General features: G+C 37.2%; 23 protein-coding genes and 1 tRNA gene. 9 read left to right on the top strand and 15 right to left on the bottom strand.

Annotated elements, in window-relative coordinates; all coding sequences use genetic code 11:
* Nucleotides 1-68 precede the first annotated feature (68 nt).
* Entirely contained in the window at nucleotides 69-1,502 is a 1,434-nt protein-coding gene (nhaD, locus tag L1267_RS08190) for a sodium:proton antiporter NhaD (protein ID WP_135923810.1), read from the top strand.
* Between the two features lie 280 nt (nucleotides 1,503-1,782).
* Nucleotides 1,783-2,847, top strand: coding sequence for a zinc-binding dehydrogenase (locus tag L1267_RS08185; protein ID WP_235382554.1), 1,065 nt, complete (start codon nucleotides 1,783-1,785; stop codon nucleotides 2,845-2,847).
* A gap of 72 nt (nucleotides 2,848-2,919) precedes the next feature.
* Here the strand turns inward: L1267_RS08185 and L1267_RS08180 are convergent, their stop codons facing one another.
* On the bottom strand, nucleotides 2,920-4,269 hold the full coding sequence (locus tag L1267_RS08180; RefSeq protein ID WP_235382553.1) for a HipA domain-containing protein: 1,350 nt from the start codon (nucleotides 4,267-4,269) through the stop codon (nucleotides 2,920-2,922).
* Nucleotides 4,217-4,579 carry a helix-turn-helix domain-containing protein gene (locus tag L1267_RS08175; protein WP_235382552.1) on the bottom strand — a complete coding sequence of 121 codons (363 nt, stop codon included), beginning with the start codon at nucleotides 4,577-4,579 and terminating at the stop codon, nucleotides 4,217-4,219. The genes L1267_RS08180 and L1267_RS08175 overlap by 53 nt, the downstream gene beginning before the upstream one ends.
* A 347-nt stretch (nucleotides 4,580-4,926) precedes the next feature.
* On the opposite strand from L1267_RS08175, the gene L1267_RS08170 reads away from it, so the two are divergent.
* Nucleotides 4,927-6,126 (top strand): tyrosine-type recombinase/integrase, encoded by a 1,200-nt coding sequence (locus L1267_RS08170; RefSeq protein ID WP_235382551.1) that lies wholly within the window; start codon nucleotides 4,927-4,929, stop codon nucleotides 6,124-6,126.
* A 176-nt stretch (nucleotides 6,127-6,302) separates the two neighbouring features.
* On the opposite strand, the gene L1267_RS08165 is transcribed toward L1267_RS08170, so the two are convergent.
* The 6 genes from L1267_RS08165 to L1267_RS08140 all read right to left on the bottom strand — a co-directional run bounded on the left by L1267_RS08165 (nucleotide 6,303) and on the right by L1267_RS08140 (nucleotide 11,584).
* Nucleotides 6,303-6,620 (bottom strand): hypothetical protein, encoded by a 318-nt coding sequence (locus tag L1267_RS08165; protein WP_235382550.1) that lies wholly within the window; start codon nucleotides 6,618-6,620, stop codon nucleotides 6,303-6,305.
* Nucleotides 6,613-7,248 (bottom strand): nucleotidyltransferase domain-containing protein, encoded by a 636-nt coding sequence (locus L1267_RS08160; RefSeq protein WP_235382549.1) that lies wholly within the window; start codon nucleotides 7,246-7,248, stop codon nucleotides 6,613-6,615. Before L1267_RS08160 ends, L1267_RS08165 begins: the two co-directional genes overlap by 8 nt.
* Nucleotides 7,249-7,250: 2 nt before the next feature.
* Nucleotides 7,251-8,060: a pentapeptide repeat-containing protein gene (locus L1267_RS08155; RefSeq protein WP_235382548.1), complete on the bottom strand. Its 810-nt coding sequence runs from the start codon at nucleotides 8,058-8,060 to the stop codon at nucleotides 7,251-7,253.
* A 134-nt stretch (nucleotides 8,061-8,194) separates the two neighbouring features.
* Nucleotides 8,195-8,767 (bottom strand): hypothetical protein, encoded by a 573-nt coding sequence (locus L1267_RS08150; RefSeq protein ID WP_235382547.1) that lies wholly within the window; start codon nucleotides 8,765-8,767, stop codon nucleotides 8,195-8,197.
* 430 nt (nucleotides 8,768-9,197) lie between these two features.
* Nucleotides 9,198-10,682, bottom strand: coding sequence for an antiviral reverse transcriptase Drt5 (gene drt5, locus L1267_RS08145; protein ID WP_328247292.1), 1,485 nt, complete (start codon nucleotides 10,680-10,682; stop codon nucleotides 9,198-9,200).
* A gap of 479 nt (nucleotides 10,683-11,161) precedes the next feature.
* Nucleotides 11,162-11,584, bottom strand: a complete 423-nt coding sequence (locus L1267_RS08140; RefSeq protein WP_235382545.1) for a hypothetical protein — start codon at nucleotides 11,582-11,584, stop codon at nucleotides 11,162-11,164.
* A 992-nt stretch (nucleotides 11,585-12,576) separates the two neighbouring features.
* On the opposite strand from L1267_RS08140, the gene L1267_RS08135 reads away from it, so the two are divergent.
* Nucleotides 12,577-13,452: a hypothetical protein gene (locus L1267_RS08135; protein ID WP_235382544.1), complete on the top strand. Its 876-nt coding sequence runs from the start codon at nucleotides 12,577-12,579 to the stop codon at nucleotides 13,450-13,452.
* 93 nt (nucleotides 13,453-13,545) lie between these two features.
* Here L1267_RS08135 and L1267_RS08130 read toward each other — a convergent pair whose 3' ends face one another.
* Nucleotides 13,546-14,430, bottom strand: coding sequence for a WYL domain-containing protein (locus L1267_RS08130; protein WP_235382543.1), 885 nt, complete (start codon nucleotides 14,428-14,430; stop codon nucleotides 13,546-13,548).
* Nucleotides 14,431-15,135: 705 nt separating this feature from the next.
* Here L1267_RS08130 and L1267_RS08125 point away from each other — a divergent pair.
* Genes L1267_RS08125 through L1267_RS08115 form a run of 3 tightly spaced genes read left to right on the top strand, consistent with a single transcriptional unit; the run spans nucleotide 15,136 to nucleotide 16,925 of the window.
* On the top strand, nucleotides 15,136-15,411 hold the full coding sequence (locus L1267_RS08125) for a multiubiquitin domain-containing protein (protein ID WP_235382542.1): 276 nt from the start codon (nucleotides 15,136-15,138) through the stop codon (nucleotides 15,409-15,411).
* Nucleotides 15,386-16,570: a ThiF family adenylyltransferase gene (locus tag L1267_RS08120; RefSeq protein WP_235382541.1), complete on the top strand. Its 1,185-nt coding sequence runs from the start codon at nucleotides 15,386-15,388 to the stop codon at nucleotides 16,568-16,570. The genes L1267_RS08125 and L1267_RS08120 overlap by 26 nt, the downstream gene beginning before the upstream one ends.
* Nucleotides 16,560-16,925 carry a DUF6527 family protein gene (locus L1267_RS08115; RefSeq protein WP_036971695.1) on the top strand — a complete coding sequence of 122 codons (366 nt, stop codon included), beginning with the start codon at nucleotides 16,560-16,562 and terminating at the stop codon, nucleotides 16,923-16,925. The genes L1267_RS08120 and L1267_RS08115 overlap by 11 nt, the downstream gene beginning before the upstream one ends.
* Nucleotides 16,926-17,951: 1,026 nt before the next feature.
* On the opposite strand, the gene L1267_RS08110 is transcribed toward L1267_RS08115, so the two are convergent.
* Entirely contained in the window at nucleotides 17,952-18,344 is a 393-nt protein-coding gene (locus tag L1267_RS08110) for a hypothetical protein (RefSeq protein WP_235382540.1), read from the bottom strand.
* Nucleotides 18,345-18,393: 49 nt separating this feature from the next.
* Entirely contained in the window at nucleotides 18,394-18,708 is a 315-nt protein-coding gene (locus L1267_RS08105; RefSeq protein ID WP_235382539.1) for a hypothetical protein, read from the bottom strand.
* Between the two features lie 108 nt (nucleotides 18,709-18,816).
* Here L1267_RS08105 and L1267_RS08100 point away from each other — a divergent pair, with 108 nt between their 5' ends.
* Both L1267_RS08100 and L1267_RS08095 read left to right on the top strand, forming a co-directional pair.
* Nucleotides 18,817-19,149 carry a hypothetical protein gene (locus L1267_RS08100; protein ID WP_235382538.1) on the top strand — a complete coding sequence of 111 codons (333 nt, stop codon included), beginning with the start codon at nucleotides 18,817-18,819 and terminating at the stop codon, nucleotides 19,147-19,149.
* A 146-nt stretch (nucleotides 19,150-19,295) separates the two neighbouring features.
* Entirely contained in the window at nucleotides 19,296-21,023 is a 1,728-nt protein-coding gene (locus L1267_RS08095; protein WP_235382537.1) for a hypothetical protein, read from the top strand.
* A gap of 67 nt (nucleotides 21,024-21,090) precedes the next feature.
* On the opposite strand, the gene L1267_RS08090 is transcribed toward L1267_RS08095, so the two are convergent.
* From L1267_RS08090 to L1267_RS08075, 4 genes are all read right to left on the bottom strand, one after another.
* Nucleotides 21,091-21,165: transfer RNA gene (locus tag L1267_RS08090), tRNA-Arg, on the bottom strand.
* A 175-nt stretch (nucleotides 21,166-21,340) separates the two neighbouring features.
* A complete protein-coding gene (locus L1267_RS08085; protein WP_235382536.1) occupies nucleotides 21,341-21,994 on the bottom strand; it encodes a FlgO family outer membrane protein in 654 nt (217 codons plus the stop codon).
* A gap of 3 nt (nucleotides 21,995-21,997) precedes the next feature.
* Nucleotides 21,998-22,672 carry a FlgO family outer membrane protein gene (locus L1267_RS08080; protein WP_135923806.1) on the bottom strand — a complete coding sequence of 225 codons (675 nt, stop codon included), beginning with the start codon at nucleotides 22,670-22,672 and terminating at the stop codon, nucleotides 21,998-22,000.
* 14 nt (nucleotides 22,673-22,686) lie between these two features.
* Entirely contained in the window at nucleotides 22,687-23,280 is a 594-nt protein-coding gene (locus tag L1267_RS08075) for a FlgO family outer membrane protein (RefSeq protein ID WP_138558642.1), read from the bottom strand.
* Between the last annotated feature and the right edge of the window lie 190 nt (nucleotides 23,281-23,470).

Genomic DNA, 23,470 nt, shown 5'->3' with positions numbered 1-23,470 from the left:
TCTAAAATGTCTGCAGCTACATGCACACAACCCGTAACGAAATTAAAATGAATTAATTGGAACATACAATGAAAAAACTACTACAAGGATTGATCCTGTCCTTGCTAAGTTTCGCTGGCCAAGCTCATGCTGCGTCAACCGGTACTATCGATCTACTCACCCACCCTGTTGGTATTATCTGCCTTGTCATTTTTATCTTCGCTTATGTACTGGTTATCCTTGAAGAAAAAATCCATCTACGTAAGTCAAAACCCGTTCTTGTTGCTGCTGGTATCATTTGGACATTAATTGCTTGGCAATACAGTGCTTACAATATGTCAGACTTGAGCACAGATGCATTTCGCCATGCATTGCTTGAGTTCTCTGAACTGATGCTATTTCTATTGGTCGCCATGACCTATATTAATGCCTTAGAAGAGCGCAGACTGTTTGATGGCCTACGTTGTTGGCTGGTTGCCAGAGGCTTTAGTTATAAACAATTATTTTGGATCAGTGGCGTACTGGCTTTTTGTATTTCTCCCATCGCCGATAACCTCACAACAGCGCTACTATTGTGTGCAGTTGTAATGAAAGTTGCCGCAAATGATAACCGCTTTATCGCCATGTCATGCATTAATATTGTGATAGCAGCCAATGCCGGCGGTGCATTCAGCCCGTTTGGAGACATTACCACGCTAATGGTTTGGCAAGCTGACGTTGTTGAATTTACAGAGTTTTTTGTATTGTTTTTACCTGCACTTGTAAGCTATATCATTCCAGCGGCGGTAATGTCTTTATTCATCAATAATAAACACCCTGATACTGTCGACGAAGATATTGAATTAAAACGCGGTGCACTACGAATCTTATGCCTGTTTTTATTAACAATTTTAACTGCCGTAGTACTAAAAACAGCCTTTGGCTTACCTCCTGTTGTAGGCATGATGATGGGTTTAGGTTACTTACAATTTTTTGGTTACTTTTTACGAGTCACCCTGCCCGGCTCGCTTGCCAGAAAACGCGCGATGGCAGAGCGTGAAGGAGATAAAGAGCGCTTGTCTCGCCTAGGTAACGTTGTTCCTTTTGATGTATTTAGCCGGGTATCACGCGCTGAGTGGGATACATTATTGTTCTTCTACGGTATTGTTATTTGCGTCGGTGGTTTAGGGTTTATAGGCTATTTAGCACTGCTTTCTGATTTACTTTATACGAATTGGTCAGCAACTGGCGCAAATATTATATTAGGCTTGATGTCAGCGGTAGTAGATAACATTCCTGTGATGTTTGCTGTTCTTCAAATGATGCCAGAGATGTCTCATGGTCAATGGCTATTGATCACCCTAACAGCTGGGATTGGCGGTAGTTTACTATCGATTGGTTCAGCTGCGGGTGTTGCACTAATGGGCCAAGCACGAGGGATTTACACATTTAATAGCCACTTAAAATGGTCGCCTGTCATTTTACTGGGTTACTTTGCTGGTGTATTTACTCATTTATACCTCAATACTGCCTATTTCGGCTAAGCCTTAAAAATGTCAAAGTTAAAACCCTGATGGTTAGTTTAGGGTTTTAACTTCAATTCTATCGACAATTAAAGGCTTACTCGTTTTAAATTCGCACCAAGAAACCAATAAATACTCATGATCTTTTTGTTTTAAAAAATCATAAATGAAGAATTTATAAACAGCATTGTCGCAATTTGTTGTATTTTTGGCGTAAAAAGTCAAGATATCACCAGTCACTTTACTTTAGTCTAGAGATCGAAACGAAGAAACTTCTTCGTGATTGATCGAGGACACACAAATGACCCAAATGAACTCTGTTGCCATGCAAAATGGTAAACTGCATGTAAAACAAATTGATATTCCAACACCAGGACCAGGACAAGTACTCGTAAAAAGCCTTGCTTGCGGTATTTGCGGTTCAGATATTCATATCACCCGCCACACGAGTGATGTATTTGATATCTATAAAAACTTGGGCATCATGGCAAACGATGCAGGTGATGACCAAGAAGTATTACTAGGTCACGAGTATGCGGCAGAAATCGTCAGCTACGGCCCAAATACCAAAGGCGAACTTGCTAAAGGCACCCGTGTAACCTCAGTGCCAATCTTACTCTCTGCCGGCGGTGCTGGCGTGGGTGTAACCCCAGGGCTGTATGGTGCCTATTCTGAATACTTTATCGTTGATGAAGCTTTGTTATTACCTATTCCTGATGCAGTACCATCAGAAGCTGCAGCCATTACAGAACCCCTTGCTGTTGGCTTGCATGCGGTAAACCGCGCACTAATGAGTAATGACGACATAGCAATCGTGGTTGGTTGTGGCCCAATTGGCCTTGCCGCAATTGCAGCACTTAGATTGCAAGGTGTTAAACATATTATTGCCTCAGACCCACAAGAGAGTAAAAAACACGTCGCTCTTGAGTTTGGTGCGACTGAATATGTCAACCCGACCCTAGATGATGAAGTAGCCAAAGCAGCAGCCCTTGCAGACAATAATAAAGTGGTTATTTTTGAATGTGCTGGTGTAAGCCGCTTATTAAACGACTACATTTTACGTGCGCCAGCAAAAGCAAAAATCGTTGTAACAGGTGTACATACCGCGCCACTAAACGTTAACTTTGCCTATGCCACAGTGAAAGAGTTAGACCTTATTTTCTCTTATTACTATCAGCCAGAAGAGTTTGCACAATCACTTGAGAACATCGCGTCAGGCAAGATCGCATGGCAAAAAATGCGTACTGGTAAAGTCGGCATAGACGGCGTACAAGGTGCGTTTGACACCCTATTTAAACCAAATGACCATATCAAAATCATCATTGAACCATGGCGCACAGGTGAGCTTGAAAAAGTAACGGGTTAATTTAGTTTAAAAACGAGCAATAACCCTGCAATTTAGAAATTAACAATCAAACGTTAATTTCTAAGCTATAAACTATAGTTCGATATCAGGGATTACAGTTGCCTGTTCAAGAAAGTGCTCACAACGTGCATTAACTATATCAAAGTAATGCTTTAAATATGACACTTGTGATTTTGAAGGGCTATCAACAAACGATATTGCCTGTTGTAAATTATTTTTAATACTTGTCGCTATTTTAGTTAGATGGCTTTGTAGTAACTTTTTTGAAATTCCATTTTCATCTGCAAAGTCAACTAACTGATAGGCATTAATTGCATCTGGGTCAAACTCATCTCCTATACTCATAGCTAGATCCTGTTCAAACTCTGGATACATTTTAACGTTTACTAAATCATAAAATGGCGCAGGGGTTAGACCTGATTTTTGCACAAAAAAGCTAAAGTTTTTGCCATGTGCATCTGAATTGTAGATGCAAAGATTAAATAACGCCCACTTTAAAATTTCAATTTTTGCCGCTATAGGGTTTTCGCAAAGTTTAGATAGCGCAAACAATTTTTCAAAGCTTGCACCATCACGAATGTGACGAACATCTCGCTGCTTACCTAAATTTCTTTCGTACTTTTTATCAACCCCTAAATTACAAGCTTGGCATGCATCAATCATATGCCTGCGCTTTACATTTTCAGGGCTAAACAATTTTCTATCGAATCTTTCTACAAGTAATGCAGGGTGGTGATCAAAATATTTAAGTTCAACATCTGCAACACTTAGCCCAGCCAGTTTTGCAAGTTTCATTGTTACAAATTCATTTATAACAAGATGTTGCTGATTATTCTTTTCAAACTTAATAATATGGGTAGAACAAAGGTCTCCTTCACCAAAACCTAACTTGCCATCAACTGACAATACATTTAATTTTGATTGAACACCTGCTACTGACAATCTTGGTTTGCCGTCCCAGACTTCCAAATGCCAAAATTGAGGATCAGATAACTTTTTGATCAGTTCAGCATCACTAATAGCGATAAAGTTACTTTTTACTTTATCGTTTAAAGCACCTTCAGGTAAAAACATCATAGCCCCAGAGGTATCTTTACCAATTCCACCGATCTGAGCAAATACATTCGTCCGTGATACCCCTAAGTAATCTATTAAATAATCTAGACCCTTATTTTCGGGTAGTAAGTTTTGTAAAAAACGTCTGATATTGACAGAAGGTATGTCATGTCCAAAAGGTAAATGAGGAGATATTGGAAAGCCCTCATCCACCCACTCTTGTTGATAACTCAATGATAAATTATCGCTTTCTCTAGAAAGATGTAATTTACCAACCAGCTTTTGGCTATAAATTATATCGAGCGTATATCTATCAGACCCAGACGTCATTCTCATCCTCCAGCGGTGAGTTAGCTGTGCTATCACTTTGCCATGGCTCAATTGATATCTTTACGCCTAATGCCGAGACAACTTTCATTAACGAGGCTACTTTTACATCAGCACTACCTTGTTCAATATTTATGTATGTCTGCTTTGATATACCCGAAAGTAATGCAGCGTCAGTTTGCGTGATATTGCTTTGTGTTCTCTTCGCTTTAATAACGTCACCAAGCAAAGAAGGTGTGAACGCCCTACTTAAATCTGGAGATTTACTCGCTTTAACTTTCTTTGCCATCACAATCTCAATTTGAACAATGCTTCTATTAAAGTCTAATCTATCAGACTTTAATTTCAACCTACACCATAAAATCAAATAAAGTCTACTTAAAAGGACTTTTACAGTTATAAGACTTAAAAGTCAAAATAAAGTCCAATACAGTAGACTTTATATGTAAATAATTACAATACCTCTATTAAAGTCTGCTTTGATAGACTTTAAAAATTTTCAGTATTACTTTGGTCATTAATAATTACATTTATGGTGAAATTATTGGGGGTGATATTCAAAAAGTGAGATTTGGTAGCCCCTACAGGTGTGGATTTACGCCTATTTATGCGGGTTTGGGACGGTTTAAGCAGTTAATTTTGTTCAGTTTTACACTTTTTTTTACACCTTAATCTAATGTAAAAAATGGTGTAAAGATGCAACATACAACTTTCTCATTCACAGAAAAAAGAGTGCAAAACCTTGCCTCAGAATCTAGAACTAAAACTTACTCTGACACAAAGGTGCCTAACCTAAAGTTAACAGTCACTAGCAAAGGCACTAAAACCTATTATGTTCGTTTTAAAGTACAGAACAAGTCAAAAATGATAAAGCTTGGCTCTGCTAAGTACCTCCAACTTGATGATGCGCGATTAAGAGCAGTTGAGTACCTCAACTCAGTTCATAAGGAAAAATGGCAAATTGAGCCTAACCTAACTTCCGAAGTAAATAACTCTGATAATCGTTTTTCCGTAAATGATGCATTTAATGCATATTATGACAACCACTTAAAATATAAACGTCGTCATGGGAAAAGTCGTCATACCTTAGAAACGGCTTATGTTAAGCACCTAGCTAGTGATTTAGCTAAAATGAAGGTCGCGCAATTAAATAGAAAATGGCTCGCAAAATACTTTAAAAAGCTGCTAAATGAAAAAGGCGCAACAATTCACAACAAGTGCGTCAGCGTAATTAAGGCAATGTTTAATTACTGCCTAGATTATGAAGAAGATTTTCCACTGGAGCATAACCCCGCGCAAAGCCTAAAGAAAGAAGAGGAGATCTCACGAGAGCGCTTTCTAACATTAGAAGAAGCCAGACTGCTCTTGGCTACAATGGATACTCATGAACACCATTCATATACCGATATTTTTAAACTCGCCCTTTTTACCGGAGCCAGAATAAGTAATGTGAGATCTATGCGGTGGGAAGAAGTTAATTTTGAATTAGCTTGTTGGATAGTTCCTGCAATTAAAACCAAATCCTCAAAAACATACCACCTACCCTTGTGTGATCAAGCTTTAACAATTCTTACTAAAAGAAAACTAGAATTGAGCAAAACAAGCGATTTTGTTTTCCCAAGCAAATCATCTAAAAGTGGCTATATGATGGGTGGAGACACATTATGGAAAGAAATAATAACAGCAGCAGGCCTCTATTCTGTAGATAAAAATAGAAGACTAAGGAAACATGACTTAAGAAGAACCTTCGCAACATGGCAAGCTTTAAAAGGCACTGATATTAATATCATCAGTAAAACGCTAGGCCACAGTGATATAAAGGTCACGCAAATTTATGCCCGTATAAATCTTGAAAAAGCTTCTGAGTCAGTACAAAGAGCGTTTGAGGATTTATAATTTGTGTAATAGTACAACAAAATTATTGATTGATAATAAGTATTTTTTACTTTGACTGCCGTGACAAATCTTAGCCACAATAGTAAAAATAGTCACAATTTTTAATATAAGTCAGATGAAGTACACACTTCTAAAACACGAGTTTAGGCCAAACCCAGATGCTGGTACAGCCGCAATCAGCGGCTTGTCCGCTGCAACTCTTTTTTAGCTATCTCCTGCTCTAAGTCATATAACTGCGTACTTACCTTATCGGATAATACTTTATAGTCTTCTGTGACTTGCTCTTGACTTTTATTGGCAAGAAAAAACAAAGAGTCAGACATTGACTTGAGTAATGAAATTATAGGATCTTGAGCGTTAAGCTTGTTATCTTTAGACCAGCGATCAATAGCTTTCTCTGTCAAACTCAATAAAAACTCCATAAATAACCCAGATCCATTAACGATTTTGAGTGCATCTCTCTGAGCACTAATTCTGTTATTAAATTCACTCATAAATATCATTCTTCATTATTTTTAATACTCCCTTCATCCATGAATCTATTTCATCTAAAGATTTTTTTGCTTGACCTATTTCAACACTATTTAAAATTTCACCTACCCCTCTTGTGCAAAGCACTCTGGATCTTTCTAACAAACTATATGTTGAGGCATCAATAGTAATACTGTGGTTACCTATATTGCGAGCTGAATTACGAGAAAAATTTGGAGTTAATTTGCTGTGTAATGAATAACATGTTGCAAAATTCCTTACCGCTAAAAATACAGATGACAGGTCAAATATCTCAGTAAGATCTGAACTATCTATAGAATTTTTTGCAGATAAAAATATTTCATAAAATTTTTCACAATCTTCAACTCCTGATTTATAGCAGTTCGGTTCCCCTATGCTCTTAAGGAAGTCAATATCATCTTGTGAGTAAACCAGCTTAGACTCCAAAAAAAGATGCCAAGCAAAAGGATTTCCTTGATTCCAAAGGTCATTTATTCTCCCATATGAATAAACTGAATAATCACTTGGGTTAAATCTCGAGTCAGAATCACTAACAATGGCAAGCATATCGATATCTGATGAGGTATCAACTTCACCACGGCAAACAGAGCCAAATGCGTATATATGCACTCTTACCGCCTATTAAAACGCTTAATAATAATGGACATAAAGAAGCCGAACATAATTAACCTAATCAGGAAGATTACAGTTATATAATACGTTGGGTACTCTGATGGTTTCAATACTCCAAGAAATAGTTGCGGCGAAATAAGTAACGCATCAATGTATGATTTGACTAGGCTCTTGTCATCAAAGCCAATGACATGAATACCTGCGATGAATAGCAAAACCATTAAAACGGCGCGAAACAGTTTCCAAGTTGACTCGCCATTACCCCATATTAAATCCAATAGTTTAAACTCTAGCCATTCTCCAAAAACCTTTATTCGATCAAGACCTTTGTATTTTTTCCGATAGTAAGACTCTTTTGAATTCCATGCCTTATGGAGGTGCTCTTCTGTTGCTTGCAGTTCAATACTAATAGCTTTATTTGCAGACTTAGCATCGCCAATTTGTTGGTAATTCATACGTAATGAGCGCGCAAATTTAAGTTTTAGATTCTCTGGGCCTGGACAACCAACATCAAGAATATCGTTATCTACATTAGTTTTATCAAAAGATGCATAGTCAAACTTACATCCGTTAAAACTACAACCTGCAAGATTGCTATTAATGAACCTACAGCCAGTAAAGTCGCAATCCTCGAAACTACAATTCCTTAAGTAAGCTGTGTCAAAAATACAATAACGAAAATCAACATTTTTGAATGACACCTTCAATGCAACAAGTCGTTCGAACAATTTATTAATGAACTTCTCGTCCCTTAAAGGAGAGTCAATTATTTTGTCGGACAACTTTTCTCTTCCGCTATTTTTTAACATTCTTCCCTCTATGACAGTGGCTTAATATTTTCTCGTGGTGAATAACATGAGAGGCAATAAGGTAGTTGGCTAAAATTAGCGACGGAGAAGCTAAAGCCAACTATTTTTGCCCTTTTAAACGACTTGTTAGCAGTCTATTCCTCAGGTGTTTCTTCTAAAATATTAGCTTCAGCAATTAGCCTTAATTCATCTATACTTTCAATTAAACTAAAAAACTTTTCTTCTGCGTGCTCGGCCACTTTTAATTGGACATCACCACTACTTGGGGAAATTACACTATTAACTTGCGTTAAGAAATCAGTTAACGAATCAATGAAATTATTAATATCTTGCACTTCATCTGTACTGAAAAAACGAGCACGTTGATTCATAACGGTCTTAAACCAATTAACTTCTTTGTTCAATATCTTAGAATCATGGCGATAACCAAACTCAATTACTCTCTCTGCTTGTTTAGTTAAAAATCTCATGTTTCGCAGGGTAAGTATGCGATTATTAGTCGATTTATCATTGGACTTTATAATCCAATCAATAAGTCTCACACCAAACCAAATGCCTATTAGTTCTGTAGATAGGTTACCCCAAACTCCTGAAAATTTTTCAGGGATATTTGAAAATAATTGGTCCGAATAGATATAAACAACGGTACTAACTACTGCGAAAACACCGAATAAATCAACGTAAACTAAATACTTCTTATAATTCACCTAACTCCCCTTGGCTGCTAAAATTTTAGAATCTATAAGACACTTAGCTTGTGATTCAAAATCGCTTGCTGGACTGAGCAGCAAACCGTTAGATATATCAGAGTTCATGTGCTTTTTAGAGGCTCAAGCTCACCTAGTTAGCTTAATAAGCTTAGCTATTATTTAAGCTTTCCCTGCATTGCTCAGCGTTTATTATTATTCCATTACACCTAACTCTAGTTAAATAAGCAACTATATTTTATACATGTACAGAGATTACTAACCCTATCAATTAAGCCAGTTAAATAATTGATTTTATGAAGCAACACTAGCTTAAGTTTAATCTTTACAAATAGTCGGTTACCGCTCTAAAACCAATTACTGAGATAAATAACGCCTAATCAAGTGTGCCATAGACGCAACCTTGATTTACTTGATAGGCAGTTTTAACCTAAATTTTTTGAACGCATGATGACACAAGATAGTTCATAGGCGAACTTTTAGAAAAGTAATTAAGAGCATAGTTTCTCTCACTTGTTTGTAATGTTCTAGAGCCTATTGCTGATGACCATGAAAGCCAATCTGACTGCCCCGTTTTTAAATAGTCATCTCTAATTTCTTTGAGGCCATAACCCTGTTCTGGAATCTCAAGTATTTTTGCTCTTGAAATTTTAAAGTCTACTGATAATTCAAAAACCTTAATTAAAGATTCTCCATATAACTTTTTACCTTGCAAATAGTCTTCTAATATTGCACCTAACCAAAATAACTGGTATTCGAGAAAGCTGTTCTCACTATTAAGATATTCATTAATTATCTCAGACAGAGCGTTTTTATCTTCAATTCCAGCGCATACAGAATGTATATGCTTAATTAGGTTTGGATATTTAGTTAATAAAATAGGTAATAACTCAAGTAAACTATCGCTATGTAACCTCAAAAAACCTAAAATTAAATCTGCATCTGACTCTTCTAAATCATCTTCCTTCAATAAGGTTAATAAACTATCAACTTGATCTTTGCTTAAAGGTATATCTTCCTCTGTTTGAGTTTCAATTAATTCAACCCCTGAGGCGGTATGGACTTCTTCATAGCCTGTTACGATTTCTTTAAGTGATTGTCGTATACCACTTAATGTTGCCTGTAAATTACCAACTTTGTTGTCATAGTAAGTTTTACTTGGGTTAATATTTAAAGCAAATTTTCCAAGTAGCTGTTGTATCTTGATAAAGTCTTGTTTTAAAACATCCGGATTATTATCAAATAAGGTAAAGTCATCCATAAACCTTATTATTTGGGAAGATTTCAATGTTCCTGTTAAATCTATAAACTTTAAAAATTCATTACCTATCATTTTGCAGGGATAAATCCCATGAGGTAAGAAGTCAACACTTCTTCCTGAGTTGATTTCTCTAAAAAACTTTCCTGCTGCATTACTATCAGTTTCAGAAACAGCACTTTTTCCAGCAAACCAATGAGACAAATCGTGGTGGTATATACTATTAAAGTATGAGGCTACATCAAATTGAATATTGTGTTGGTAACATGAAGTACATTCATTTAAGTGATTTTTATATTCTGCATATGCTACATGGACGGGTATAGTAACTCCGTTCACTATTCTGTACCCAAAGCTACGGCGAGCTTCGCTCACTTGTTTTCTAAATATTGATTTATTCCGAAACACTAAATCATAAATAAAATATTCAGCTACCGGATCAAGCTTCACAGTTCTTCTTAAGTGACCTCGTGGTTTTGTAGCATACACTTTTTGCTGCGAAAGAAAGTTATCACCATTATGACTTTCACTTAAAACTTTTTGATAAATGTAATCAGAAAGCTCATTTCCATGATATTGAGCCATTATCAAGTTAGTTTTTAGAGGAAATAATGTAGAGTTAAAATCCTTTTTTATAAAATCGAACGTACTTGTCATACTTTATCATCAAACTCCGAAAGCTGGCTAATAATTTAATGGTGTGCTCATCGCGCACATTCCTGCTGACTTAACGCTATTTTATCTACTTTACACTGTTTTAACAAATAACCTAATGTATTAATACCACAAAGTTTTTAAACTTTTAAGTCAAGTGAAATGGAACAATATGCTCACGTCGCTCCTTTGCTTGAATGTATGAAAACGGTATAGTTTGCTCAATCAATTAGCTATTATATTTAGATAATATCCATGACTTATTTTCGCTCTAAGCCACCCTTTAAAGTAACGACTTTAGAAGACAGCTTAGAGCGAAAAGTAAATAAGTATTTATGATCAACTGCTTAATAAACAGAGCATATTGAATCAATAATGGGATTTGAACACAAAAAAAGCCCACTGATGTGGGCTTTGGTAGGTCTAACTACTAGGACAAAAATATGTAATTCTTTGCTTACGTAAACAAAGCTTTGCTTGATCTAAAAATCTGTATTATCACTGATACCTGCATCATCAAATCCCCAGTCAGTCGCACCGTGGTCGTCATCAAACGTTATGAGTCCGCCTTCATCCGATAACATGAAGCTATGGTCTGTGTGATTTACATGGCATTCATCAGTACTCGATATTGACTCTGACAAAGCTAAGTTGTCATTAATATCAATTAACGATACAGGCTCTGTGAGGGGGTCTGAAATATCGCTTTCAGTTGAAAGCACGCATGCAGTTGCAAGCACGCATGCAGTTGCAGCAGCCATATCTATCTGCGCTGATAAGTTTAAAGGGTTGGTCAGTATGTCATCACATACATCAATTGGGGTTATTTGTGTGTCTATATCTTCTTCTATAAACGGCTCTACAGAGCAATGGCCGAATAGTTTTAAACTTAGTAACTCTGTCATAATTGCACCTTAAATTTCGCTTTGGCGCTATTTGACTTTAAGAATTTAAAACGCATTTGCAAACATATTTTTATAAAAACTTTTATCGACTAAAAAGTTTCCAAAGATAAAAAGTGTTGACTGCTTTTATCTATGGCTTTGTTTCTCGTGCAGCGCTAAACACCAGCCTGTTTACGGTTCAACCACAGTTAATGCTGTGCAGGCAAACCATCTTATCTATCTCATAACTCGTTCTCCTTGGCTCTTTGTAGAGCTTGTTTATTAATAAAAGCAAAGATACTCGTCCCGCTACAATTCGAGATTTTGTATCTATTTTTTGTCAACGAGATAATCGTACACGCATTATCAAAGATTAATAAAAGTAGATTATGCAGAAAGTGTTCTGCTGTTAATTACAAAGCGAAGCGCCATCTCGCATCAAAGCAACCGCTTTGACTGCAATAAAAGCTGTTGTGAAACAACTCAATAAATCGCGTAGTAAGAATAATTGCGAAGCCAATTTTCGAGCGCAGCAGCGCATGTCCGACTGTGGCGGACTAACCCCGCTTTTGTTTTTGTGGAGCAAAAATTTACTGTGTAATAGCGAAGCAATGAAACAGTAAACCTAAAAGTGAGGACACGAACGACTGCCAGCGTTACAAGCAACATGATTTATCAATGCGCGGCCTGGCATGGCTAAAGGGGGGTTAGTGCGGCGCAAGCCGGACATGCGCTAAGCGTCAACCCTAGAAGCGAACGCTTCGTAGAGCTAGCTCGTTGACGAATGTCAACATGAGAGCTAGCGTGGGTTGTAAGCGTTTAATCGCAAAGTGAAACCTTTGAGATTAATGAAGTGAAACTTCATATTTAGTTTATCTGTAAGTATTTTCATTAGGTGTACTGAAGCGAATGCTTCTCCTAATGAAAAGCCGATAATTTATCGCTATTTTAGCAAAGTTCGTATCACTCAAACCTTCATATCTCCAAGTAAACAAATCACGAAGGAGATAAAAATGACGATAAATAAAGATGCTTCAGGTATTACCAACAGTAATGTATACCTGCCCAACTTTGACATCGATATGCATTACAAAAAATATAAAAACCGACGACAACAAGGCCAGGTAAAACTAGAGTGGACAATAAAACATGCAATGCGGTTTGGATTTGTATCGGCGATTGTGTGTGCAGAAGTATGGCAAACAAGTAGAGCAAAGACGTTAGAGTTTTTAAACAAGCTCGTCGATATGGGGTTACTTCAAGCAGCTAAAACAATTCGCGCGGCAGATGGTCGCGTCTATGTATTATCATACGCAGGCGCTCAGTATGCGCGAGAGTTAACACAAATTGACTTCCCTTTTCGCTCAACATCAGAGCCAATACACCAAGTGAATCAAAATTCAATTATGCATGACAGCATTTTAAGCTTAGTTCTTTCGCTCGGTATTCAAAATAGTAATACCGATGGCACACCGAACCCGCTATGGAAAGCCTATTTGACGGAGTTAGAGTTTAAACGCCTTTTTCCAGCAAATGATGTAAAAAACGTTGATGCATTAGTATTGCTAAACAATAACGAAGTCGCCGCAGTTGAAATAGAGCACTCATTCAAGCGAAAACAACAACATGAGCAAAGCATTTTAAAATTTAAAAGCGCACTATTTGGTGAGCAGAAGTTATATGACAAAGTCTTTCTCATAGTAGCATCAACAAAAATTCAACAAGACACACAGCGCTTCTACAAGCAGCTACTCAATGAAATGCCAACACGGTATGACAAGAAATCAAAACAACCCCAGCTAACTGAGAGAGAAGCTGAGATACTGAAAGAAAAAACAATTATAAGAACAAAATTTATCAATGTAATTACTGATAAATTTTATTCTTGATTAAATAAATATAACTATCTTAAAAAATTTTGCTGTAATGGTACAGCTTAACGGCGCGATAGTGTTCTTAAGCAAAAAAACACGATTCTCTATCTATGGTTTATTATAGCCCGGAGCTAACAGAGCATTTTCTACATCATATAAGGTTTCTGGGTTTTTCAAGTAAAGCTGATATTGCTTTCCATCTAAACTATGATCTGTTGAAGAATCAACATTCCACATTCTTAACCAATACCCAGCTACAGCAGCCCTAACCTGTATGGTTAATTGCCCATTTTCCATTCCATACTCATACTCTAGCGCTTTTTTATTATTTAAATTCTTTAGACTTGGGTGAGGTATCAGTTCTAATCTAACCATGCGGTTCCATTGATGATCAGCATCGTAAGTCTCTTCTGGAAGTACCTTACTATCAATATGCTTAATACTCATTATTCGACCAATAACGAAGTCCCAGAACCGACCTCTCTCTTTATCGTAAGAACGAATGTGCCACCTAGTACCATTATCAACGAATGAGTGTGGAACTATTTCTGTTGTTTCTACTCCTCTAGAAGCTGCACAATATTCAATAAGCACAGCCTCACCATTTGCAACTGCTCTAGTTAGGTGGGCTAATACATCAATGGAAGGCGCTGAAATACGCGGCACCCCTAGCACACCACCAGAGTGAGTTATACCGATACTTTGTGCAAATTCTGAATTTCTCAGTATTGATAATGCAGTATTTCGCTCAATTGGAAAAATAGGATTAAAACCACCCAGCTCGATAACCCACTTCTTAGTACTCTTATCCAAACTCATATTTCCAGGAGCTAAGTCATTATATGCTTTTAGATCTCTCGTGGCCGCAGGCATGCTAGTTTCAAATTTATCAACAATATCTTTACGAATAATCCAACCTCTAAACAAAAGAGTAAGCTCAATAAACCTTAACCTCTCTTTCACTGAGTGAGATTTTGTTTCTAATTCTGACATGTTCCTCTCCCTTTCAAAATTATAATTATCATGATAACTGATATTTTTTATATCGCAAACTAATTTAAAAGATCATTTGACATGATCAAAATGATCATGTAGCTTACTTAATGATCAATAATGATCTTAATTAGTGCTCAATAGATGAGAGGTAATATTACTATGGCAAAAAATGGAAAATCTGGCGATAACCGACGTCATGGAGCTGTCCGGAGCAGATCACAAACTCAAACACCGAGCGGGCATTGGGTAAAGAGAGATTCTGCGACAGGTCAATTTATGGATGTGAAAACATCTGACAAGACACCTTTTCGAGGTGTTAGAAAAGAAAAATAGGCAATGGTAAAAACCATTGCCTATTTTCTGTGAAACGTGAAACAAAGTATCCGTTTAATACTTGTTTCGGGCACTAGGTAAGAGGACTCATGCCTCATAGTTATGCCATTACATCCTGCAAGATGTCGTAAAAGCATAACGACTGTCGTTTCACATTACAAGAGATTCCTCTCAAATCAACTTGGAGGACTTCGCATGGCTAAACAAAAATTAGTTCATGTAATGTCTTATCCTCGATTTCGCTTTGGGCGCTGGGAGCAAGTTTGCTCTCACTGGCGCTCAAGATAATCGTGGATAGAACTTGTATGGGAGACAGTGCCAGCCCTGAATGGCACTCTTAATTAATTTAAATTAATTGGAGTAATTGTTATGCCTAACAATAACCCGAACCATGATATTCATGGACAAAATAAAGAGTTTGTGATCATCGTAAATGGTCGCCCAAAAACTGTTACCGAAAAGTTCCTGTCATTTGTTGACGTTGTAAAACTAGCCTTTGGTGATTTTGTTGATAATAGCAGCAGAATTTATACCATGACCTTTAAAAAGGGAGTCGATAAACGAGAAGGTTCTATGGTCATGGGTGATAAAGTCAGAATTAAGAGCGGGGTGATCTTCAATGTCACAGCAACTGATAAATCTTAGTTCCGACTTAAAGCGCCTTCAAAATGAAGGCTACGAGTTAACAATACAAAATGGTCATGTCCTATTAAGTAATGTGCCATACGTGAATAGTCAAAAAGAAGTTAAGTTCGGCACTCTTGTGTCGGACTTAACCTTAAATGGCAATGTTACCAAAAGACCATCAACTCACGTTATACACTTTATTGGAGAACAGCCATGTAATGCTGACGGATCCGAGATTCAACAGATCATCCATATAAAGAACAATACGCCATTAACGGGCAATTTAGTCGCAAATCGTTCATTCTCAAATAAACCAAATGGCGGGTATAGCGATTACTATCACAAGTTTACACAATATGTATCTATATTACAGAACCCAGCACAGGCAATATCGCCAGCAGTGTCTGCACAAACCTATAAACCCATTGAGTCTTACTCTGATGATGACATTTTCAAGTACATTGACACCAACTCTTGCAGAGCAGGTATAACAGCTGTATCTGCAAAGCTTGAAAGTCAGCGTATCGGAATTGTTGGGTTGGGTGGCACAGGGTCTTACATTTTAGATTTCGTATCTAAAACTCCAGTGAGTGAAATTCACCTTATTGATGGAGATGAATACTGCCAGCACAATGCATTTCGTTCACCTGGCTCTACATCTTTAGATGAATTGAATCTGCTCAGGTTTAAAGTAGAGCATCACAAACAACGCTATGATTCCATGCGTAATGGCATTTTTGCTCACCCAGATTATCTTACAGAGCAAAATCTGCACCTTATAGAAGAGTTGGATTTTGTGTTTATTTGTATTGATAGTGGTTCAGCCAAAAAAGAAATTTTTAAGTTCCTTAAATCTAAATCGATCCCCTTTATTGATGTTGGTTTAGGAATTCAGTTAGTTGACGAAAAACTAACAGGGATAGTTAGAACGACTCTCTGCACTACTGACAGACACGAGCATCTTTCAAGTATTGTGTCACTCAGTGATGCAAACGAAGATGATTACTCCAGCAATATCCAAATTGCAGAGCTAAATGGGCTTAACGCAGCCTTTGCTGTGATAAAGTGGAAGAAATTATTAGGCTTCTATCATGATCATAATGGAGAGCATAATTCAACCTATACGATTAATGCGAATATGCTTTTAGGGGATGAAGAAGATGAAGATGCAGCATAAATTTGTTGATTATGTGCCGGAAAATATACAATCCACCACATTGTATATTTCATTGGAGTACGGTACAGCCGTCCATAAATGTTGCTGCGGATGCGGTGAGGAAGTAGTTACGCCACTTTCTCCTTCTGACTGGAAACTTATTTTTGACGGTAATAGTATTTCTTTAAAGCCTTCAATTGGTAATTGGTCTTTTAAGTGCCGCTCACATTACTTCATTACAAAAAGCCGTGTAGTTTGGTGTAACGATACAGGCTTACAAATGATTGAAAATACCTGCAACTCAACTATTAATGAAAACTCTAAATTATCCTTATTTGATAAACTTAAAAATTGGTGGAGTAACCTTAAACGATAAGCTGCTTTATCAATCTTCATAAGAAAAGCGCCCACTGGGCGCTAAATATTACAAGTACTTTTCTCTTAGACTCGATTCTACATAGCCTAAAATTTCTGCAAATATGAATGCGATAATAAGTCGTGCATATCCATCGATTCCCGAAAATAAGTAACTTGATGCAGCTTTGTAGATGGAAAAATAGTCCACGACCCAAAATCCAACCGCAATAACCACAGATATATAAATTACATTCACGATAACTCGAACTAAATCTAGAACGAACTTTAAGCGTATTGTCTTCACACAGTTTCTCCTGTTTTATGTACTGTGCAAATACATAAGTTTGGTCGATGAGAAATCTAAAGAGAAAAGCAGGCACACTGTGCCTGCTTCTCTCTTTTATTGCTCTGCCATTCATCTGAGTTTGCTGCAACGCATTCGTGCAACTCACACAGCTAACTCTCCCTACAGTTAACTCTTATCGCAAACCGCTTATATATGCGAGCTGACTTCCTAAAGAAGCCAAGTCTAGGTCCTCCGCCAGGGTGCGGTGGTAACGACATTTGCTAAGTGATGATTGAGCGTCCTGCTTATTTCAGTATGTCTCGCACTATTAAGTAAGAAATAAACAAGCAAAATAAGTGTGTTTATTACCAGTTTAGTAAAGTGAATTCTGGTTTACTATCTTGCTAGCGCCGCCATTTTGTACTTGAGTTAGCATGTGATGGATAGTAGAAATGACATTGCTATTGTTCTAAGAACATATAGTGAAATCATGCTGAAATTGCGATGTGTTATAGTTAATTACTAGCAAATGTAGCTAGCTATATTTTTACTCGCTTTGAATAGGAGAAGTACTATGAATTTTCAGATTGAATACTTAACTTTTTTGGTCCCCCTATCAATGATGATTGGCGGCGCTATTTGGGTATATCTAGATAATAAAAAAGCGAGTGCCAACGAATAGTGTCATTGCAAGTAAGGGCATGACGCTATCTGGTAGTAATATGTTCTAGAAAAAGCGACTCTTTCGAGTCGCTTGAATTAACCATCATTTTCAATGATTGTGTTCCAATGCCACTGCGCTAATTCGAAGAACAAATCAGGCGGCAGTAGAAAGAACTGTTCAAATTCATCAGCCCAGAGCTCGCAGAAATCTTTTATTTGGTCAATGTACAAGATAAGTATGCAATACATACCGCTCCCTTCAAGATACTGACTTTCAAGACTGCTCTCTCGAGCAATTGACTTACTAACACTGACCCCGACGACTTTTCCAACATCATCACGATGAACGTAAATGTACTGCGAAAAGTCTAACTCAAGCCTGCCTTCGTTAGTGACATTTGCAAGCCAAAGGCTCGTCGATGCGTCTTGAAAAGGTGACTTTGACTCTCTTGTGTACTTTCTGACAATTTGAAGTTTTGTTTGGCTCATATTTATCTCCTGTTTGTACTTAAAGATAAATATGTTCACTGCAAGCGAATTAATACGAGTTATCGAAATCAAATTCCAACTGACGTTCATCAACAAAGCCTTCACTATCACCAGCGTCATTACTCATTAATAAGTTAGTGTTGCTGCAAAGTAGTAATAATAGTGACCTTAGAAGAGATAACTGTTCATAGCTAAAACTAATTTTGTAGCTACTCGAAAAGCAGTAAAATAGCAGCTTCTCTACATCAAAATTATCTTCCGTAAAGTTTAGGTCATAAATAGCGTCATACTCTTGATAAAGACACTGGCTAACTTTCTCTAAAAAATCGGCTGCTACAGCTGCATTAAATTTGTCATTTTGCATTTCGTTTACTCCGGGTAATTAAAATTACAAATAAGAAGCGGCAGACCATGCAAATTTTGCACAAGTAGCTCGTATTTATTTTCGAAGACAAACTTTTTGGAGATGAATATGACTAACTCAAACGTTGTGGAACTATTTCAGAAGCGACCTGCAGTTGCTAATGATGAAGAATATATTGCTTTATATGAACAAAATGATGGCTACATATATTACGTAAGAAACTATTTAGCCCAGCAAGAGTTTATAGTCGTTAGCGATTCTTTTATGCAGGCGTTACCTGAAGAGATGCGCCCTGCTACGAACGTGTTTTTCAGTTGTAATTTCTACTTATTGAAACAGTTCAAGCGAGATGTGCAATCGCATATTCAAAACACTGGACAATTTTTATATTTTTATCACTTGTTTGATAAATCAGTTAACGCGTTTTTTGACTCGTTATAACTTAAAGCCAGCTCTGCTGGCTTTTTCATATGACTGTACCAGTCAAATTTATAAAAAATTTTTGTACGCCATTTTCAAAAATCTTAAAAAAAACAAAAAAGTGATCTTTGTTTATCATATAGGCTCTTATTTGATTTGAGCTAGATATGTATAAGACTATTTCAGAAAAGCATGAGCATTCATTGGAGATTGTTAATCAATCTCTGATGAACTGTGATTGTCGATCTGAAAAGTTAAATAACTCGTGGATTACTTTTGAAGAGTTCATTGCCCAGAATAAAGGCTTACCACACGAGTTCATCGAAACAGCTCTCAAAATGAAAGATCTTAATGGTCAAAATCTAATACCACGCCTTCACTTTGGAGATACAATTTATGTAAGTGCAGATTCTAGTGAAAGGTTAATGAGTTTTGCGTTAAATGAATCAAGTTCTACATATACACACAGAAAAGCTGATAAAAAATCAGAGACAATCTCGAATTTTACAGGTGTAAAAGAAAATGAATATTCAAAAATAGAAAAGCTTGAAAAACTAAACAAGATACAACAAACGCATAATATTAAAACCATTAGTATTTGTGAGATTAAAAAAGCTTATGACAAAATTGGGAAAAACTCCCAACCAAAAGCAATAGCTGGTTACAAAGGCCTGTATATCAGCAGTTCAAAGTCTAAAATCATTTTTAAGCTAAGAAGTAATAAAAACGAGACTCCATTTAAACTTACTGCATTTTCTTTGGGTTACTCTATTAGAGATGAAGATATAGATACGATAAAAAAAGCACATGCTCGTTTTCGAAATCGCCTCGAAGCAAACATGTTCTGGAAAGATTTGAATTACCTTATCAATGGTACGTATTTTGAGATAAATACCTTTGAAGAGTTACTGACTTTTTATATGTCGAAAGTTAGAGGCTCTTACAAACAAAAAGTAAATCGAATAATGAAAAAATACTTCAGCGGCAACTATGGGGCAAGAAAATTATCGAGCTACTGTGTCGAATCTTTTGAGACTGACTTTCTTAATCGCCAAGTCTCCAACCGACAGAGATCTGATAGAAATGAAATAATAAAAATTATTAGTGCTGCGATAAATAAAGCCAAAGGTCAAATAAATGTCAAAGTAGATGTTCAAACATTGATAGGACCTCGCGCTCGCTCTAGAACTGCTACATCAGACAATAAGCCGCCTATGTTATCAACGCTATGTCTGTATATTTATCATGCTTATAAACTAGACCACAAAGAACTTGGGTTAGAGTTAATAATACAATATATGTGTTCTTTGAGAGTCGCAGCGACAGATGCTCTAGAGTGGGCGCAAGTTCATCTGGATCGTAAATTCATAGAACTACCGCAAGAGAAAAGTAAAACAGATTATAAGAAGCATCCGATTCCTCAAGTTCTTGCTAGTATTTTGAGAGCAGAGAAAGAAAAACAATCAGCTAATAGCTCTTTGGCAATAGGTACTCGCAAATATGTGTTTGAAAGCAAAAAAAGAAAGGGGCAATGCATAAGTAACCTTGATAATAGTTTTAATACTGTAAAAGAGCATTTAATTAAAAACGCTGATGTCTATAAATTTAGTGAAGAACAATTAGAAGATATAAAAAACTTTACTAGGCATCAAACTAGAGACTTAGTTGAGAGCGAGCTGCTAAAAGTAGGTGCATCTGACGCTCAAAAAGAAAAATGCTTAGGCCGAGCACCTAGTGATGTTGGTATTGCCTATGCAGATCTAAGCATAGACACTCTTTCCAAGCTAAAAGATAAAATGGTAGAGAACTTACAAGCTGAATTTCCGAAAATTAGGGCTTTGTTTAAGTACCTTATTGAAAGTAAAGAAGGCTATGTGCTAGAGTCTTGGGTGTAAAAAAAGGTGTAAAAAAAACAAAACAACCCAATAAAAAACATATAATACAATGAGTTAACAGATTTATTGGTAGCCCCTACAGGAATCGAACCTGTAACTGCCCCTTAGGAGGGGGCCGTTATATCCATTTAACTAAGAGGCCACTCAAAAGCTGAGGTAAAGCTTGTAGCTTGTAGCTTGTAGCTTGTAGCTTGTAGCTTGTAGCTTGTAGCTTGTAGCTTGTAGCTTGTAGCTAAAATTATAACGGGCTAAGGCTTTTTGAATCAAGCATTTGTACCAATCGGTAAGGTACTTTACCGATTGGTATTAATAAGCTGCTAATTTAGTTTGGCTGTTGCGAATTGAATCGACTCATTTTTGAGTACAAAGTACGGGATCACTTTTTGCGCGCTAGCAACAACGAGTTTGGAATTTAAATTCACTACTCGGGCATTTACTTCTACACCATTGGTTCGATAGATTAGTGTGCCTGCTAACACATGGCTAGCGATACGGCGCTCTGCAAGTTCTTCAACGTCACGCGACATGACAAAATCACCGCGGGCGGTTACGTTAATCACATCCATCGCTTTAAAATCAACAACCCCATAACCAAACTTTTGTAGTTGATACATCATAGACTCGGCGATTTGATTGCCAAGTTGCGAGCTGCTTTTTAAGCTTGTATCAAGATCGACAAACGTCGTTATTGCAATACCTAACTCACTTTCTTGCTGCATGGTATCAACTAATTCAAGTGCCATTTGCTCAACATAATTAACCAGCGTTTTGTGATGCTGATATGGCACAAATAAGCGGTGATTTTCGTTAGTTTGTTGCGACTCTTTTTGCTCGAGCTCTTGCAACATAGCAACATAATCAGCTTGTGATGATGTGGTGTTAGCCGTGTTTTGATTTGCCTCACCTTGCTCAGCAAGTAATTGGCAACCTGACAGCGCTAATAATATGAATGCTAATAAAATACCTTTCATACCTTACTCACTTGCTTGTTTTAGCATTATTCCGTCGCTACGATTGGTGCTATCTAAGGCATCGACCACAGATTGCGGAATAAACCCTTGTGCAGATCCCACCACGGCTTTACTTGCCAAACCAACGATACGAGCATTCACCAGTACCCCGCTTTGATGGTTAACTAGGGTGCCGGCTAGCACATAATTAAAGTTTTGGTCTTGGTTAAGCTCTAAATAATCTCGGCTAAATACATAATCACCACTAGGCGTTACACGCATATAATCGGTCGTTTTGAAATCGACAACAGGTACACCAAAGGTATGCAGTTCGTGAATAAAACTTTCAGCGAGCTGGTTACCTAGTAACGTGGTTGAGTTGTAGTCAGCATCAAGATACACAAAGCTTGAAACAGCAATGGGAGTTTTATCGTTCACATATTGCAAGTTTTCAACTAAGTCTTGCATGATGCCACGTACATAATGATTGATATTTTTACGAGTTGGCGCTGCGGTAAAGCTACTGTTGTTTAACACGGCTTGATTAGTTTGAAATACGCTGTCGTTACTATGCGGTGCAGCCACTTCTCGTTGAGCCATTAGCTGTGGTTCATCGTGCTGTTCAGGTGTATCACTAGCAAGCATCGAAGAGCAACCAAATCCCATAGGCAAACACATACTTAAAATTAAACGTTTCATTAATTGAATTCCTCTTAATATTCGCTTCGATACAACTGACCATTACGCTGCTGTACTTTTTCAGCTCCCCACATAACGTTTATCGGGATCTCTGTACTTGCCGCAGATACAACACGCTGATCTTTTGTATTGACGAGTCGAGCATTCACTATATAGGCATGTTGTTGCCGGGTAAGTGTGCCGGTAATAACAAAGTCAATATTCTGACGTTGGCGTAAGGTTTTTATATCGCGACTAAGTACACTATCGGCCGTTGGCTGCAAATTTAAAGTATTTTCTAGTCGATATTCGATAGTATGAAAGCCTAGCTGGGTAAATTGCGTAAGTAAGCTCTCTTGAATTTGCTGACTCAAGCCACTGCCTTGGTCTTGCGCCAACTTAGTACCCAAGCCATCTGCCATGTAAAAGCTCGTAACAGCAATGCGCGCATTACCTTTGTAAGGGCCTTGAATACGACTTAACTGACTACTTAAATCAGTAACATATTGATGCACTGTATAAGGAGCCATCGGTGATTTTGGCGTTTCTCTAGGGGGCGTTTTTTGTTGCTCTTCGGTTAAGCTACAACCCACTAACACTAAAAAAACGAAATAAACTAACAGACGCATATTTGCCATCCTCTTTCAACATGACAAATACAAAGCAATAATTATGCCTAACTATTACTATTGGCGAGATTTACTTTGATAGTCTAAAAACGAGAAACTCTGATACCAATTTGGTTTTTTAGCTGTTCCTGGCAGTTGCTCCTGCATTGCCCTACCCTCTGCATCCATACAATCGTAGATAAGTAATTTT

Origin of the sequence: Pseudoalteromonas sp. OFAV1 (assembly GCF_021532595.1) — a bacterium.
In the GTDB taxonomy this organism is placed as follows: Bacteria; Pseudomonadota; Gammaproteobacteria; order Enterobacterales; family Alteromonadaceae; genus Pseudoalteromonas; species Pseudoalteromonas lipolytica_C.
Note: the sequence above shows the minus strand (reverse complement) of the source record. Positions and strands in the feature narration are given on the sequence as shown.